This is a genomic window from Paenibacillus sp. J22FR83 (genome assembly GCF_059691955.1).
The window spans coordinates 70,981-86,886 of record NZ_JCAUAM010000023.1 but is presented as its reverse complement, the minus strand read 5'-3'; the positions used below and the strand labels follow the sequence as shown (position 1 = coordinate 86,886).

Below are 15,906 nucleotides of genomic sequence, written 5' to 3'. Positions count from 1 at the left end.
GTAAGATTCTCGTATGTAAACTGCTGGGCATGTGCGTTACATTAGGCGTATAAGCACTTTATAGTGCGTATCTGGAGGTGCTTACCGTGATGATCACGCAGTTACAGCGGCAAGAGATAGAGATCATGATTCATAAAGTCATTAGTGGTATGAAAAATCTGGAGGCAACGATCCAGGAAGATACGCCTGTCAGCATCATTACGATGGATAAATGGGACTGGTCTCAAGGCGTGGGCTTGTTCTCCCTCTATTTATATTACAAGGAAACTCAGAATCGGGATGTGTTTACGTATTTAACCGATTGGTTCGACAGCCGGATTCGCGAAGGGCTGCCACCGAAGAACGTCAATACGATGTGTCCGCTGCTTACGCTAAGCTACTTGTACGAGGAAACGCGTAATCCGGAATATTTGCGGATATGTGAAGAGTGGGCAAGTTATGCCGCAGATGAAATGCCTCGGACGCCTGAGTTCGGGATTACGCACGAGACGATCGATAATGCGAATGAGGGCGAGTTGTGGGACGACACGCTCTATATGACGGCGCTGTTCATGGGCAGGATGGGTATTGTACTGGCCAAAGATCACTATGTACAAGAAAGTATCCGTCAGTTCCTCGTCCATCTCAAGTATTTGACGGATAAGAAAACAGGGTTATTCTTTCATGGTTGGAGCTTCATGGAGGGGCATAATTTCGCGGAAGCGCTCTGGGGGCGCGGTAATGCGTGGTACACGGCAGGACTGGTCGATTACTTGGATATCGTCAAGATACCGCTAGGTGTAGAAGTATTCCTGCTTTCTTCGCTAGAGCGTCAGATTCATAAACTGACTGAGCTGCAAAGACCGAGCGGGATGTGGACGACATTGCTGAATGATCCGACATCTTACGAGGAAACCTCAGCAACTGCGGGTTTTGCGTACGGGATTCTGAAAGCGGTTCGCAAAGGCTATATCAGCGAAGTCTACAAAGAAGTCGGGCTGAGAGCGCTGCAAGCCGTTATGAATAAGGTTGATGCACAAGGAGCCGTTCACGGAGTATCTTACGGAACGCGCATGGGGCGTACGCTGCAGTTCTATCGTGACATCCCCCTATGCCCGATGCCTTACGGGCAGTCCATGACGCTGCTCATGTTGGTAGAAAGTCTTCATCATGTCGACTGACTGTCGGTTGGAAGCGAATGTGAGAAGGTGGGGGATATATCTATGATAATCGGGAATGAAATTCACAAATATCGGGATGAGATTACGGCTGGTATCTCTGAACTCGTACAAATAAGAAGTATCATGGCTGACCCGGAACCGGGAAAGCCGTTCGGAGCTGGCGTCGATCGTGCTCTGCAATATATGCTCCATCTAGCTGAGTCGTTAGGGTTCGACGTGACCAATGTGGACGGGTATGGGGGCCATGCCGAATACGGACAAGGTGAGGAAATCGCTGCGGTGCTTGTTCACCTGGATACCGTAGAAGAAGGAGAAGGATGGACCTTCCCGCCGTTCGGTGGGCTTGTCGAGAACGGCAAGATCATCGGAAGAGGAGCGTCCGATAACAAAGGACCAGCCGTAGTCGCGCTCTATGCGCTGAAAGTGTTGAAGGATCTAGGAATTATCGGCAATCGCCGTCTCCGAGTAATCTTTGGGACGAACGAGGAGAGTGGCATGAGGGACCTCGACTACTATTTCGAGCGGGAGCAGCTCCCCGTTATGGCATTTGCGCCTGATGCTGGCTACCCTATTTTCAATGTGGAAATGGGCAGCATGAACGTAGTGTTCTCGAGTGAACAAGAGGCCTCTTCCACGAGACCGAAACCGCAGCTGACGATCTTGTCTCTGAAGGGTGGCAACATGCTCACGCTGATTCCACAGAGCTGCACGGCTTCGCTATCGTTGGCCCTTCTCACCGATAGTCAGGTGGCAGACTTTCATGATGCGGTTAATCTTCAGGCAAATATGTCGTTCGCATACGACGATTGCGGCAATTTGCTGTTAACAGCGGGAAGTGAGTTTCTGGCAGACAGTCCGACAGGATCGCGAAATGCCATCGCGAATATGGTTGCTTTCCTCTGTGCGCAAGTGCTAACGACCAATTGGGATCCGTTCTTACATTTCCTTAATGAGAAAATTGGCGCGGAGAAAGGCGGACAATCGCTCGGCATTGCTTGTAGTGATAGCGAATCAGGCGCGTTGATCGTATATTTACGCACCATTTCCTGTGATCTCCATCGAGCGGAATCACTAAGCAATATTCGGTATCCAGTCAGCCATGATGGTGCGGGTATATTAGCTGCAGTTGCTGGCCTTGCCGGCAAGCATGGCATCCACATTGAACTGACGCGGCACCTGCTTCCGGTCTATGTGCCAGAGACCCACCCCGTCATTGTCCGGTTAAGCCGTGCGTACAAGAAAATGACGGGAGACGAAGCCGTATTGCTGCGTATGGGCGCTGGTACTTATGCCCGTAAATTGCGAAACAATGGTGTCGCATTCGGTGCGGGGCTGCCTGGTGGCGTTGATACCCACGTCCATCAAGCAGATGAGTTCGTCTACATTGACGATATGATGAGGCATGCCGAAATCTGCTTACAGGGTATGTTTGAGTTATTGGTGGATGAATCAGTGGATGAAAGCTAGATAGATCAAGATGGAAGTAAAGAAAACTAATAAAAAGTAAAATTTCTAGCATGTCAATCGTTTTCACAAGGAAGTACACTTGCAACATACCTAGAAGAATAGGGTGTGCGGTGAACTTTTAGCCGTATAGCAAACGCTTTCAGTTAAGGGGTTAGTAGGTAAAGAAAGGAGCAAGGGTATGGAAGTACAATCTCAGAAACACCAGATAATTGCCCAGACGAACAGTAAACGAAGAAGTGCTTTTACCAAAGAGCTGTTCAAAAATTACGATTTGTACTTACTGCTTGTCCCAGGCATTATCTTTTTCTTTGTATTTTGTTATGTTCCGATGCTAGGGCTTGTTGTAGCTTTTAAAGATTATAACATCTTCAAAGGGATCCTCGATTCTGATTGGGTAGGGCTCCATCATTTCAAGGAGATGCTGCAGATTCAGGATTTCTATCGCATCGTCCGCAATACCCTGCTACTTAATGTCCTAGGTCTTATTGTGGGATTCCCAGCACCGATTATTTTGGCCTTAATGTTGAATGAAATCAGAGCGAAATATTTCAAGAAAATATCGCAATCGCTTCTGTATTTGCCACATTTTATGTCATGGGTCATCATGGGCGGGATTATTTACAATCTCCTTTCCCCGAAATACGGGATCGTTAATAGTGTGATGAGATTCTTTGGGATGGAAGAAATCTATTTCATGATCGAGGAGACCTGGTGGGTCATCATCTACACCTTGTCCAGCGTATGGGCAGGAGCGGGTTGGGGAACGATTATTTATCTTGCAGCGATGACGATGATCGATCCTTCTTTGTACGAAGCAGCTGTCATGGATGGCGCAGGCCGATGGAAGAAAATCGTGCATATAACATTGCCAGGCATTATGCCAACGGTTATTATCTTGTTAATTCTCAATATCGGTCATATGGTATCCATCGGTTTCGAGCATCCTTTTGCCTTACAAAATCCTGTTGTTACCAGCATTTCGGAGGTTATTAGCACATACGTGTACTCCTCAGGTATTAAACAGGGACAATTCGGAATAACAACAGCAATCGGGATGTCGCAATCCATCATTAATCTTATTCTTGTGCTTGGTGCGAATTATTTCGCTAAGCGTCTGGGTAAGGAAGGACTTTGGTAAAATTCGCATGAGTAGGAGAGTAGAGATATGGCGGCTACTGCACACAAACATGGAAATAGACGCAGCTTATTCGGTAAGTACTCGGGATGGGATGTAAGTTTTAATATCGTTAATTATACCTTGCTAATTCTATTCACTTTCATATGTATATTTCCCTTCATTAATACGTTAGCGAATGCTTTCAGCTCCAGCCATGCCATACAGACAGGGAAAGTCGTACTGTGGCCGGTGGAGTTTCAGTTGGATGCGATGAAGTCCGTCGTCACAGATTCTAATATCATTAGATCGCTAGGGGTAACCATCTATATTACCGTAGTCGGTACTGCACTTAACATGCTGTTCTCGATTACAACGGCTTATCCCCTTTCGAGGAAAGACTTGAAGGGACGCAAGTATTTCATGAATTTCATGATCGTGACCATGGTATTCAGCGGCGGTATGATTCCCAGCTATTTGTTGATCAAGTCGCTAGGATTATTGAATAGCTTATGGGCGTTAATGTTGCCAGGTTTGATCAGCGCTTTTAACGTCATTATTATGAAAACCTTTTTTCAAGATCTCCCTGAGGAGTTGCGCGAGGCGGCCGTCATGGACGGCTGTGGTAACTTGCGTTACTTAGCACAGGTTGTACTTCCCCTATCCGGTGCCGTGCTAGCAACGATAAGTTTGTTTTATGCGGTCGGCCATTGGAACTCCTATTTTGCAGCTGTCTTGTACATCGACGATTCGGCGCTCTATACGTTACAGGTGAAACTGAGGAATATTTTGCTGCTTGCCCAGATGGATACTTCGCTAGAAACCATGCAATCCATGGATAATCTCAATGTGATTGAAGAGTCTCTGAAAGGAGCTACGATTGTCTTCGCCACAGTTCCGATTCTGATTGTATATCCATTCTTGCAAAAGTACTTTGTTAAAGGGTCCTTCCTTGGATCTGTGAAGGGATAAAAGCGGACGTGTGAATAACAAAAAAACTACTAAAATGTCAAAATTATCGAATAGAATCACAAGTTGAAAGCGCCTATATTGACAATGCAAGCGCTTTACTTATGTGTTTTTTCAACAAGATAGGGGTACATGTCAATTCAATGAGCAGGTCTGCAAATTTAAACTAGGGAGGAAGCAGTATGGTAAAGGTATTTAAAAAAGGGGTATTAGGAAGTATGACAGTTATGCTCATGCTTTCGGGTTTCTTGGTTGCTTGTTCTAGCAAGGATGGGGGAGCCAGCACAACAACAACTTCACCTAGTGGCAGCAGCACAGCAGCACCAAGTAAAGAGCCTGAGAAACCAGCAAAGATCCGAGTTACCTTGTGGGACCGTGCCAATGCGCCTGAGGGACAGAACCTCGGCAATAATCCAATTATTAAATATGTCATTGATGAAACGAAGAAGGTTGGTCTTGACGTAGAATTCGTCTCCCTGCCTAGAGCGCAGGAATCGGAGAAACTGAACGTGTGGATGGCTTCCGGTGAAGCACCTGACATTATTCTAACCTATTCGATGGATACGATTTTCAAATACGCGGAACAAGGCGGATTATGGGAGCTGGATTCCTATCTAGCGAAGTATCCAGACTTGATTAAGAATAACAAGGCAGCGCTGGACCAAGTGGGTATGTACAAAGGTAAGCGGTATGCGATTCCTGCCCTGAAGGCCAACACATATTCCGGTCCTAACATGAAGATTCGTAAAGACTGGCTGGATGCGCTAGGAATGAAGAATCCAACTACGAACGAGGAATTATATCAGGTATTAAAGGCTTTTAAAGAGAAAGACCCGGGTAACGTAGGGAAAGACAAAGTGATTCCATGGGCGCTCCCTGCGATCAATCAATCGATGAAAGCCTTCTACTATGGCCCAATGTTTGGTTTCGGCGTCAATATGGATGGTCCAAGTAATCAGTTCTATGCGCCAGATGGCAACTATAAGAACGGTGTCTTCACCTCCGCAGTTGCTACACCGGAAGGAAAAGCGTATTACCAATGGATGAACAAAGTGTACAAAGAGGGGCTAATTTCGAAGGAATTCGTCACCGATGTGAGCTCGCAACAATTTACACAACAGGTTAACAGTGGGGTTGCTGGCTTCGTAGATTCCAACGACACACCGTGGAACATGAATGTGGCTACACGTAAATCAGTTCCAACAGCAACTTGGGTACCTGTAGAACCATTCAAACGTCCAGATGGAACTCAAGTGATGAACAAGGTATCCGATTTCTCTATGCTTGTCGCTGTTCCGAAATCCAGCAAGAATCCAGATGCTGTCATGAAATATCTGAACTGGATGGTTCAACCGAAGAATCTTGCGACCGTTCAGAGCGGAATTGAGGGAGTCAACTGGAAGGATGACGGAGGCGTTAAAGTCCAAATTGATCCTGAACTGAATAAGAAAACTACGTGGGTATCCTCTGCAGGGGATCTTGCCATTGTTCAGCAAGGGGGACCTGCATTAAACAAAGAACAACTGTTGAAGTCAGTAGCCCTTTCACTTCCGGACGCGAAGCAGCGAGAAGAGTACGCGAATTCATTCGTTACTTATTATGATATTTTCAAGAAATTTGGTAAACCGACGACGATCATCGACTCACCACGACCAGTAGCTCAGAAGACAGTTGCAGCCATTGAGAAGAGTCTGTACGAAGGAGTTTCCAAAGTCATTATTTCTACGGATTTCGAGAAAATCTATGCGGAGATGCTTAGCGCTTGGGAAAGAGCTGGAGGCAAAGATTACGACAAAGAGATTAGCGATGCTTATAAAACGATGAAGAAGTAACATGGTTGGGGCTACATGTAGGGAGCGAACTGATTTTAGGTTCGCTCCTTGTTTGTTTTCGCTTATTTCATCAGATTTCTAACTAGATTCTCAATAACGATATCCCTAATATGGTCGTTGTCTTCCTCCAAAATGTGAATAAGGTAGGCGTCTTCATCTGGTTTAAAAGCTCTGAAAATGATGTTTTCTTTATCCTGTAGAACGACATCATGGCCACAATCCTTAAGACATTGGGCATAATCATTTAAAGTGGGCTCTTGATTCTCCTCTAAGTAAATAATGCCCCGTAAAAGGGAACTTCTATCATGGTGGATTACTTTGAAATGAACGGTAAATTCTCGTTTCATAGCAAGAATCATCTCCCTATTCTCACATAAGATCAATGGTAAAATTATTATAAACAAGATAATTGCGGGAGACTGTGATTTTTTTCACATACATGTATAATTTAATGTTAAATAGTTTCTAACACCTATACTTTCTACTCCGCATTAGGAGGGTAAGCATAGGTGTTTTTTCATGTAATGTTGATCGTCACGGAATAGCAACAATAGCTGTGATTCATCTCACAGAGATTGCGAAGATAAAGGCATATAATGTGAGTATGGCAATATAAGGAGGAATTAGGTATGGTGAATGATCATGGAATGCCGTTAGACGACGATCAAGCTGCTAGTGTTCAACAGGTTCTGGGACGGTTAAAGGACGAACATGGCGCGTTAAAAAAAGAGCTTGACCACGTCCAAGAAATGACAAGTCATTTGGTGGGCGTGCTTGGCTCAGAGGAATCCAAGCTGTTGCTTCAAGAAATTCGAAAAGTAATGGAAAACTTCATGCAACAGCTCGAGGCACACGAACACTGGGAGGAAGTGGAGGTACTCCCTCTCCTTACGGAGTATGCGAATCAAGGGATGGAGCCCTCCTTCCTCACCTCAACGTGGGTCTTGGAAGAGGATCATAAAGAAGCGGAAAGGTTTGTTCGCTCCTTTCTTGACTATGCGGACCAATGTCAAGGTACCGACACCATAAAGCTGAAGAAGGCAATCACGCTGCTTAGTGTAGCTTGTTCCGTCATTTCCGAGCATCTGCGATCCGAAGAAGAGATGGTTTTCCCGATTGCGAATCAAATGCTGGAGCGTTATGAAGCTTGAGAAGTGTAATCTCCATTCTAGCCACTTTTACCGTAATCAATATACGAAGGATACGAAAAACAATATGTACAGATTGACATTATAGAATGCCCTGTATGTTGTGATCCTAGTCGTTGTTTTAATTGTTTATTTGATGTAAATACGCAAATCTACTTTCGGCATCCTAGGGATGTCGTTTTTTTGTGGAAGTCATCGCCTGAGATTCAGGGAGATTCCGGTTGAGGGAGATGGAGCAATTCAGCCAGCTGTGAAGCTAGGAATTCTGGCGTGTAGGGCATATCGTTGCGAAGCCAGAAGACAATCGTGCCAATGATAGCGGAAGAGCCGTACCAAATGGCGATATCCCTCTTCACCTTCGGATTCGAAGCAGAGGAGGCCTCTAACTTATCCATTCGATTCGTGATAAAATCAGCAATCAGCTTCATGAGCCGTTCCGTGAATACAGGAATACGTTTGGATGCAAGAAGAACTTTATAGAAATTAGAGTTGTCCGCGATATGCTCAAGCATATTCAGGACGATCCGAATATGGAAACCAGGTGGATCCGGCGCATCTTTCAAGATTGCATGGATTTCGTTGATCATCTCTTCAGCCAACTTATCAATCATATCGGGGATGTCGCGATAATGAAGATAGAAGGTGACGCGATTAATCGTCGCTCGATCCGCAATGCGATTCACGGTGATTTTATCAACTTCAAGTTCTTGAAGTAATTCAATAAATGCTTCCCGAATCAAAAGCCTCGTACGAAGCACGCGGGGATCTGTTCGTTGTAATTTGGATGTCATAATAGCACGACCTTCTTTCTCTCTAGATCTAGGATAGACAACATTGTCTGCAAGTTGTGTGTATTATGTGAGTGATAGACGACAGATTCATATAAACTGTTAACTAATATACATTTATAAAAAAGCTGTTGCTTGTGAACATGAGCATTGATGACTATAATACTATTTACATCGAGTTTATTATACAACACATTGTCAATTAGATTGAAATCGAATTTGAAAGGAATATGTGAAATGAGTAAAACTGCAGCATTTGATCCAAGTTCTATTAAGAAAGGTCCCCTGCTATTCGTTATGATTTTGGGGGCATTCATCGCCGTTCTGAATCAGACGATTATGAGCGTTGCCTTACCGCCACTCATGGTCGAATTCAATATTGCCGCTTCAACAGGACAATGGTTGACCACTGGTTATATGTTGGTTAACGGTGTTTTGATTCCGATAACTGCGTTCCTGATGCAACGCTTTACGACGCGGGAGCTGTTCCAAGCGTCCATGATTATTTTCCTCATCGGTACGATAGTATCCGCTGTGGCGCCTGGCTTTGAGGTATTGTTGACAGGGCGTCTGATTCAAGCAGCTGGGGCAGGTATTATTATGCCGCTGCTTATGAACGTTATTTTGACAATCTTCCCAGCAGATAAGCGCGGTGGCGCTATGGGGATGGTTGGGTTGGCGATCATTTTTGCCCCTGCCATTGGTCCTGCTCTTGCTGGTTATATTTTGGAACACTATTCGTGGCGTACTCTTTTCTACGGCATCATTCCTATTGTTGTTATCGTCATTGCTGTTGCTTTCATGTATTTGAAAAATGTCTCTGAACGTCAATATCCGAAAATTGATACGTGGGGTGCCATTCTTTCCACCATCGGATTCGGTTTCCTACTTTACGGCTTTAGTAGTGCTGGTGGCAAAGGCTGGTCCAGCATGGAAGTCATCTTATCCATTGTTGTCGGCGTAGTCGCATTAATTTTGTTTACATGGCGCCAACTGGTTATCAAAGATCCACTTCTAGATCTTAGAGCGTTCAAGCACAACATGTTTACCTTGACCACGTTAATCAACATCGCAGTTACAATGGTCATGTATGCGGATATGATGCTGCTTCCTTTGTATTTGCAAAATGCTCGCGGTTATACCGCGTTGGAATCGGGTATTCTGATGCTCCCTGGCGCATTGTTGATGGGCTTGATGATGCCAATCGCTGGTAAGCTATTCGATAAATTCGGAGCGAAGTGGCTATCTATTATCGGTATGGTCATTACGATTATTACCACGCTTGGTTTCATTAATTTAACGGATTCTACAAGTTACACATACCTTGTTCTCATGTCTACAGGACGACGCTTTGGTATGGCACTCTTCTTAATGCCAATCACGACGGCTGGACTTAATCAGTTGCCTGCAAGGCTGAATGCGCATGGTACCGCGATCTCCAATACGATCAAGCAAGTAGCTGGGGGCGTTGGTACAGCGCTATTGATCACCGTTATGACGACTAGAACCAAATCACATGTTATCGAGTTAATGACGGCAGGTAAAACGGCTACAGCAACGAAGGAAATGATTAAAGAAGCATCGATCCAAGGGATTAATGATTCTTATCTCGTTATTATTGGTATTGCCGTTGTTGGGTTGGTCTTGTCCTTCTTCATCAAACGCGTAGGTCAAGCGGAGGAAGAAGAAACCGAAGTCGTTGCCAATCGCAAGCCAGTGAGTGCATCGTAAGATAAATAGAATTGGTTAAGTGCAGCGCGCTCCTTTGGAGTGTGCTGTGCTTTTTATTTTTCATCTAGAGGGATGCCACGTATTTGTGTATAATGAGACAAGTTGACGAGCGGACCCGACTTTTCTGAGACTGAAAGGTCATTAAATAGGATGAAGGAGTGGGAAAAGGTTGTTGATTCACAAGTTTAAAATGGCGTGGTTCTCAAACGTCCGAAAGGATGTTCTGGCGGGAATTACGGTCGCCTTAGCGTTAATTCCTGAGGCGATTGCCTTTTCAATCTTAGCGGGGGTAGACCCGATGGTGGGGCTGTATGCCTCTTTTTGTATTGCAGTGACGATTTCGATTGTAGGTGGGCGCAGAGGAATGATTTCGGCGGCAACGGGCGCTATGGCTTCATTAATGGGACCGGTAGTGGCGAAATACGGGATCGAGTATTTATTTGCCGCGACGATACTGACCGGTGTTCTCCAGTATGTGATGGGTCTTTTGAAATTCGGCAGATTTATCACCTTTATCCCTCATTCGGTCATGACAGGATTCGTGAACGCCTTGGCTATCATTATTTTCATGGCGCAGTTTCCTAGTTTCGAAGGGGCGAATTGGCAAATGCCAGTGATGATTGCGGGTACGCTTGCGATTATCTATATATTGCCTAGATTTACTACGGCTGTACCTTCACCGCTAGTGGCTATTATTGTTATGACGATCATTGCTATGAGCCTGCATTTGGATCTTCGAACGGTAGGGGATATGGGCAAAATCACACAAGAGCTGCCATTTTTCCATATTCCACAAATTGATCTGTCGTTTGAGCTCGTTTGGCGAATGCTGCCATTCTCCCTAGCGCTTGCGGTTGTCGGGATGACGGAATCCCTGATGACAGCAACGATTGTGGATGAGATGACAGAAACCAAAAGCGACAAAAATAAAGAGGTCAGAGGCCAAGGGATTGCCAATGTGGTCTCAGGGTTGTTCGGTGGGATGGCAGGTTGTGCGATGATCGGTCAAACGGTTATCAATGTGAAATCCGGTGGCAGAGCGCGGTTATCGACGTTCGTATCGGGGGTATTCCTGCTCTTCCTCATTCTTGTTCTCGGCGACGTTGTTCGGCAGATTCCGATGGCAGCGCTGGTGGGTGTCATGTTCATGGTGTCGATCGGGACCTTTGATTGGACATCACTTCGAACGATAGCTAGAATTCCGCGGAGCGATGCGCTGATCATGGTCGTGACGGTTGCCGTTGTTTTGGCCACATCCGACTTAGCTTTAGGCGTAGTAGCTGGTGTGATTTTGAGCGCATTGGTCTACGGTTGGCGATCTGCCAAAATTAAGGCTAACGCGAGTATGGAGAAGAATGGTGCCAAAGTGTATCGGATAACGGGACAGCTGTTCTTTGGTACGATGGCGCATTTTGTAGATCTTTTCGATTATAAAAATGACCCGGAAGCGATCGTTATCGATTTCAGCGCTTCGCATGTGTGGGATCATTCTGCCGTGACGGCGATTGCCAAAACGATGCAAAGATACGAGCGAATGAATAAAAAGGTAACAATAATTGGATTGAACGCAGAAAGTAAGCATCTGATGGATCGAGTAGGCCCACTGCAACATTAGGTCTTCATGAGAGGTGAGAATGGCGTTGAAACATCGTCTAAGGGCAGTTTTTGAGATGGTCGCTGCGTTTCTGCATATTGCACTTATGGGTTCGTTCATCAAATGGATTTTCTACGGAAGCCTAGTGGGCATTGTGACAGGTTCGGCTTCGGCGCTGTTTCTAGCCAGTTTAGACCTTGTTGCCGAGAAACGATTACATCACCCATGGTTGTTGTTCCTTTTACCTCTTGGCGGGGCGTTGATGGCTTATCTCTATCTGAAAATAGGTCGTAATTCGGGCCGGGGAAACAACCTGATCCTCGAACAACTTCACGATGGAAAGGAATCCATTCCTTTCCGTATGGCGCCATTGGTGCTCATGGGAACGCTTGTCACGCATCTGTTTGGTGGATCGGCAGGCCGCGAAGGGACGGCTGTTCAAATGGGGGGAAGCTTCGCCGAATGGATAGGACGTATCTTCCGTGTGGATGAGGCGGATCGGAAAATCCTGCTCATGTGCGGCATCAGCAGCGGGTTTGGCTCTGTGTTCGGGACTCCGCTTGCGGGAACGATCTTCGGCTTGGAAGTGGCTGCCATTGGGATGATGCGATATCAGGCGCTGATTCCTTGTTTTATTGCCAGTGTAGTAGCCAACCTCGTTACCACGTCATGGGGGATTCACCATATTCACTATGCGATGGGGAGTGTGCCCGACTTATCCACAGGGGTTATACTCAAGGTCGTGTTGGCGTCGATTCTATTCGGGTTAGCGAGCATCCTATTTAGCGAGCTTACCCATGGGCTAAAAAAGCTATATACGCGGTTATTTGCCAATCCGGTACTGCGAGCCTTTGTCGGCGGTCTTGTGATTATTGCGCTTGTCGCGGTATTCCGAACGAGGGATTACCTTGGGCTGGGGATTCCGTTGTTGCAGCAAGCTTTTGCAGAGCCGGTAGCTCACTTCGCCTTCTTGTGGAAAACGGTATTCACCGCGCTCACGCTCGGTGCTGGTTATCTCGGCGGGGAAGTGACCCCGCTGTTCGTTATTGGCGCCACCTTGGGCAATTCGCTAGCCGATCTGTTGGGTTTGTCCGCGCCATTCCTTGCTGCGCTGGGACTAATCGCCGTATTCAGCGGCGCGACGAACACGCCGCTTGCTTGCTTCATCATGGGCGTGGAGCTATTCGGCTCAGAGGGAATCCTCTACATGTTTATGGCGTGCATCGTCAGCTATCTGTTCTCCGGTCACTCCGGAATCTACACCTCACAGCGAATCGGATTGTCCAAATCGAGCAGGCACGCTGTGCCTGAGGGGGCAACATTGGCTTCGATTAGGGTGAAGAAGAAAGAGTGAGAGTGGAGTAAAAGAAAGTGAAAACAGGCTGTCCTGTCGAGTAGATGATTCTACTCTGGGCTGGCCTGTTTTTTGTTGAATGCTGGCTGGATTTAGTTCGATTTCTCCGAACTAAATCCAGCATTTCAAGGGGAAAAGGATGAGTAGTCCGATTTTACACAACTAATTTCCCTTTTTCCTCATCTGAAAGGCATTTGGAGCGATTTAGTTGGGTTTTTTCGGACTAACAGAGGTGTATGGGCGCTCGCAGCGAAATTAATTCGGCAAAGTCGGATTAAATGATGTTGAGGGCGGTGAGTCGCCATCTACGACCATTTGGCTTGGAACCTCTGCGATGCCTTCGCGAGCAAAGGCTTGCCATGGCCGAAGCAAGCGACATTGAACTCCGCCTCCCCCAGGCGGATCAAGTCCTGCTTCGCTTGCGAGAAGTCCTCGTGGCCGATGCTCCAGCCAAGGCCCATCATATTGGCCGCTGCATCCGCGGCGAACAGCACGCCGCCTTGCTTCGGCAGCAGCAAGGCGAACTGCCCTGCGCTATGCGCGGGAGCAGGGATCATTTGCAGACCGGCCGCGAAATCAAGCGTGTCATTCGCTTTCAGGTAGCCGTCGATAGGAAAGGTTTCTATCGGCGTTTCTTTGATGAATAAACGAAATAACAGTTTATTCATGAATCCAGGCGTTGCGGTCAGCGGACGCTGCGGCTGCCCCTTCTCTACGATCGGCGCATCCACTTCGCTGATATAGATCTTCACATGCGGCACCTCGCGCTTCAGTGCAGCGGTACTCCCCACATGGTCAGGATGACCATGTGTAAGTAGAATGGTTTTCAAGTCAGATGGGGTGTGACCGATGGCTTGGATGCCCTCTAAGATTGCAGAGGCACTTCCTGGTGTGCCGGTGTCAATCAGAATAAGACCATCCTCCGATTCAATCAAGTATGCATTAACAGTCCCAAGTGGTAGCCAATAAACACCTGTAACAACGCCTTGAACTTTCACCTTGACGTCCACTCTCCCCATTAAGATCACTAATAATTAGCATAGTATTCTTAATGATATTTAGTTCGGCTAAATAAATGTATGAATAAAGGAATATCTGCTCTTTTAAAATCAGCTCAGTAGAGGTGCGGCATGAACTTAGATGCACCTGATTTGAACAGTCCTGCCAGAATAACACAGTGTATGGCTACAACCTCATGAGAGGAATCAGTACTCAAAGCATGAACCTCCTGGAGGGCTATTTGCTGCGCAAATAGAAGGAAATCCTCGCGTAAACAATAGAGATCATGTTCAAGTTCGATAGGTGATTGTTGCAACGCATGGAGACCTTTTCCGATACAAGCAAAAGTCTGTAAGGTAGGCGGCAGGCGACATGATAACCATTTGATGCACAGTGCGATCTGCCTTTGGTTTGGAGCTTTTCGTAAGTGAAATTGACGATTCAGATCGAGGATGCCATTGGGAATGACATAAGGGGTTTCAACGGTGGAGCTGAAGATATGAATATGGTGTTCCCCCACATGTATGATATCGAGATGGTTCGGCACTTTCGTGGACCAGACAGCCTTCCTAAGAGCGACTAGATGATCTTCCGTGCCATGCTCAACGTGCTCTAGGTTGCTTGTTAACGTATCGCATAATTCGTTCATCCCTTGACTTGGCGTATCTAGTTTCCTCATGTACTTATCATTGTGCATTCGAATACCTCACCTGTAAGTTACATAGTAATAGTTACCGCGGCAGCGGTGTTCAGAATTCAAATGATAACGGAATACAACTGGAAGGTCAACCCATTTTTTACTATTTTTAAAAATAACGAACAAAAAATAAGACCAAATCCAATCCAGGATCAGGTCGATATGTAATGGGCTTAGATTACAAATTTGTAGCCTACGCCCCATACGGTCTTAATATATTTTGGTTCTTTGGGATTGATCTCGATTTTCCTGCGCAGATTCGTAATATGTACATCAATCGCTCGCTCATTTATGTAGGAATCGAATCCACGTAAAGCATTGATCAGGTCTTCGCGACGATATACCCGTTCAGGATGTTCAACTAGCAATCGAATGAGCTCGAATTCAGAGAAGGTCATTTCGATCGATTCACCTCGTACATGCAAGGTTCGTTTCTCTAAATTAATTTGGAGCTCCATAGCAGGAACGGTAATCCGTTGGCGGATCGGGGTAGGAGGAGCAAGTTGCTCAGCGGGTAGTTCCTTTTTGAAGCGGCGTAATAGCACTTGGATACGGGCCTTCATTTCATGCATACTGAATGGTTTGCATAAATAATCATCGGCTCCAACGGTAAAAGCTTCGATTTTCTCGCTGACTTTGGAATTAGAGGAGATGATAATAATCGGAACGGGTGTAAGCCCGCGCAAGGAATTGCATAGCTCTGTACCTTCAAAGTCTGGGAGTATAAGATCAAGTAGAATCAGATCTGGCTGGAAATCGTGCAGGGCCGTTAGACCCTCCTGTCCATTGTGACACCTGAGTACTAAGAAGTCTTCCTCTTTCAGATACATGCAGATCATCTCACCGATAATATCATCGTCCTCAATTAATAGAACTCTGTCCATTAGAAGTTCCCCCTAACGCATAGTTTCTAATTTGAAATTAGTTATAGTGATGAGGTGAGTGATGTTGCTAATATTTAGCTAATAATTCTATTATACGCTGTCGAATTTTAAGAGTAAACCGTTTTCATCTAGGATATTCAAAAAAATGTTAGTAAAATATTAGCGAAAA

General features: G+C 45.9%; 14 protein-coding genes. 9 read left to right on the top strand and 5 right to left on the bottom strand.

Annotated elements, in window-relative coordinates; genetic code table 11:
• Positions 1-89: 89 nt before the first annotated feature.
• From bglB to AC58PV_RS30610, 5 genes are all read left to right on the top strand, one after another.
• Entirely contained in the window at positions 90-1,160 is a 1,071-nt protein-coding gene (gene bglB / locus AC58PV_RS30630) for a beta-galactosidase BglB (protein ID WP_497436715.1), read from the top strand.
• A gap of 42 nt (positions 1,161-1,202) precedes the next feature.
• On the top strand, positions 1,203-2,627 hold the full coding sequence (locus tag AC58PV_RS30625; protein ID WP_497436660.1) for a Sapep family Mn(2+)-dependent dipeptidase: 1,425 nt from the start codon (positions 1,203-1,205) through the stop codon (positions 2,625-2,627).
• A gap of 178 nt (positions 2,628-2,805) precedes the next feature.
• Positions 2,806-3,765, top strand: coding sequence for an ABC transporter permease (locus AC58PV_RS30620; protein WP_497436659.1), 960 nt, complete (start codon positions 2,806-2,808; stop codon positions 3,763-3,765).
• A gap of 27 nt (positions 3,766-3,792) precedes the next feature.
• Positions 3,793-4,713, top strand: coding sequence for a carbohydrate ABC transporter permease (locus AC58PV_RS30615; protein WP_497436657.1), 921 nt, complete (start codon positions 3,793-3,795; stop codon positions 4,711-4,713).
• Positions 4,714-4,892: 179 nt separating this feature from the next.
• Complete coding sequence (locus AC58PV_RS30610; protein ID WP_497436656.1) at positions 4,893-6,542, top strand: extracellular solute-binding protein; 1,650 nt, start codon at positions 4,893-4,895, stop codon at positions 6,540-6,542.
• A gap of 62 nt (positions 6,543-6,604) precedes the next feature.
• Here the strand turns inward: AC58PV_RS30610 and AC58PV_RS30605 are convergent, their stop codons facing one another.
• Entirely contained in the window at positions 6,605-6,889 is a 285-nt protein-coding gene (locus tag AC58PV_RS30605; protein WP_497436655.1) for a hypothetical protein, read from the bottom strand.
• A gap of 282 nt (positions 6,890-7,171) precedes the next feature.
• Here AC58PV_RS30605 and AC58PV_RS30600 point away from each other — a divergent pair, with 282 nt between their 5' ends.
• Positions 7,172-7,693 (top strand): hemerythrin domain-containing protein, encoded by a 522-nt coding sequence (locus tag AC58PV_RS30600; protein ID WP_497436654.1) that lies wholly within the window; start codon positions 7,172-7,174, stop codon positions 7,691-7,693.
• 203 nt (positions 7,694-7,896) lie between these two features.
• Here AC58PV_RS30600 and AC58PV_RS30595 read toward each other — a convergent pair whose 3' ends face one another.
• Positions 7,897-8,481, bottom strand: coding sequence for a TetR/AcrR family transcriptional regulator (locus AC58PV_RS30595; protein WP_497436653.1), 585 nt, complete (start codon positions 8,479-8,481; stop codon positions 7,897-7,899).
• 234 nt (positions 8,482-8,715) lie between these two features.
• Here AC58PV_RS30595 and AC58PV_RS30590 point away from each other — a divergent pair, with 234 nt between their 5' ends.
• The 3 genes from AC58PV_RS30590 to AC58PV_RS30580 all read left to right on the top strand — a co-directional run bounded on the left by AC58PV_RS30590 (position 8,716) and on the right by AC58PV_RS30580 (position 13,157).
• Positions 8,716-10,209 (top strand): DHA2 family efflux MFS transporter permease subunit, encoded by a 1,494-nt coding sequence (locus AC58PV_RS30590; RefSeq protein WP_497436651.1) that lies wholly within the window; start codon positions 8,716-8,718, stop codon positions 10,207-10,209.
• 172 nt (positions 10,210-10,381) lie between these two features.
• Positions 10,382-11,824: a SulP family inorganic anion transporter gene (locus AC58PV_RS30585; RefSeq protein ID WP_497436714.1), complete on the top strand. Its 1,443-nt coding sequence runs from the start codon at positions 10,382-10,384 to the stop codon at positions 11,822-11,824.
• Positions 11,825-11,879: 55 nt separating this feature from the next.
• On the top strand, positions 11,880-13,157 hold the full coding sequence (locus AC58PV_RS30580; protein WP_497436713.1) for a voltage-gated chloride channel family protein: 1,278 nt from the start codon (positions 11,880-11,882) through the stop codon (positions 13,155-13,157).
• A gap of 305 nt (positions 13,158-13,462) precedes the next feature.
• On the opposite strand, the gene AC58PV_RS30575 is transcribed toward AC58PV_RS30580, so the two are convergent.
• The 3 genes from AC58PV_RS30575 to AC58PV_RS30565 all read right to left on the bottom strand — a co-directional run bounded on the left by AC58PV_RS30575 (position 13,463) and on the right by AC58PV_RS30565 (position 15,737).
• On the bottom strand, positions 13,463-14,155 hold the full coding sequence (locus tag AC58PV_RS30575; RefSeq protein WP_497436650.1) for an MBL fold metallo-hydrolase: 693 nt from the start codon (positions 14,153-14,155) through the stop codon (positions 13,463-13,465).
• A gap of 116 nt (positions 14,156-14,271) precedes the next feature.
• Positions 14,272-14,853: a hypothetical protein gene (locus tag AC58PV_RS30570; RefSeq protein WP_497436649.1), complete on the bottom strand. Its 582-nt coding sequence runs from the start codon at positions 14,851-14,853 to the stop codon at positions 14,272-14,274.
• A gap of 173 nt (positions 14,854-15,026) precedes the next feature.
• Positions 15,027-15,737, bottom strand: a complete 711-nt coding sequence (locus tag AC58PV_RS30565; protein WP_497436648.1) for a response regulator transcription factor — start codon at positions 15,735-15,737, stop codon at positions 15,027-15,029.
• Positions 15,738-15,906: the final 169 nt, after the last annotated feature.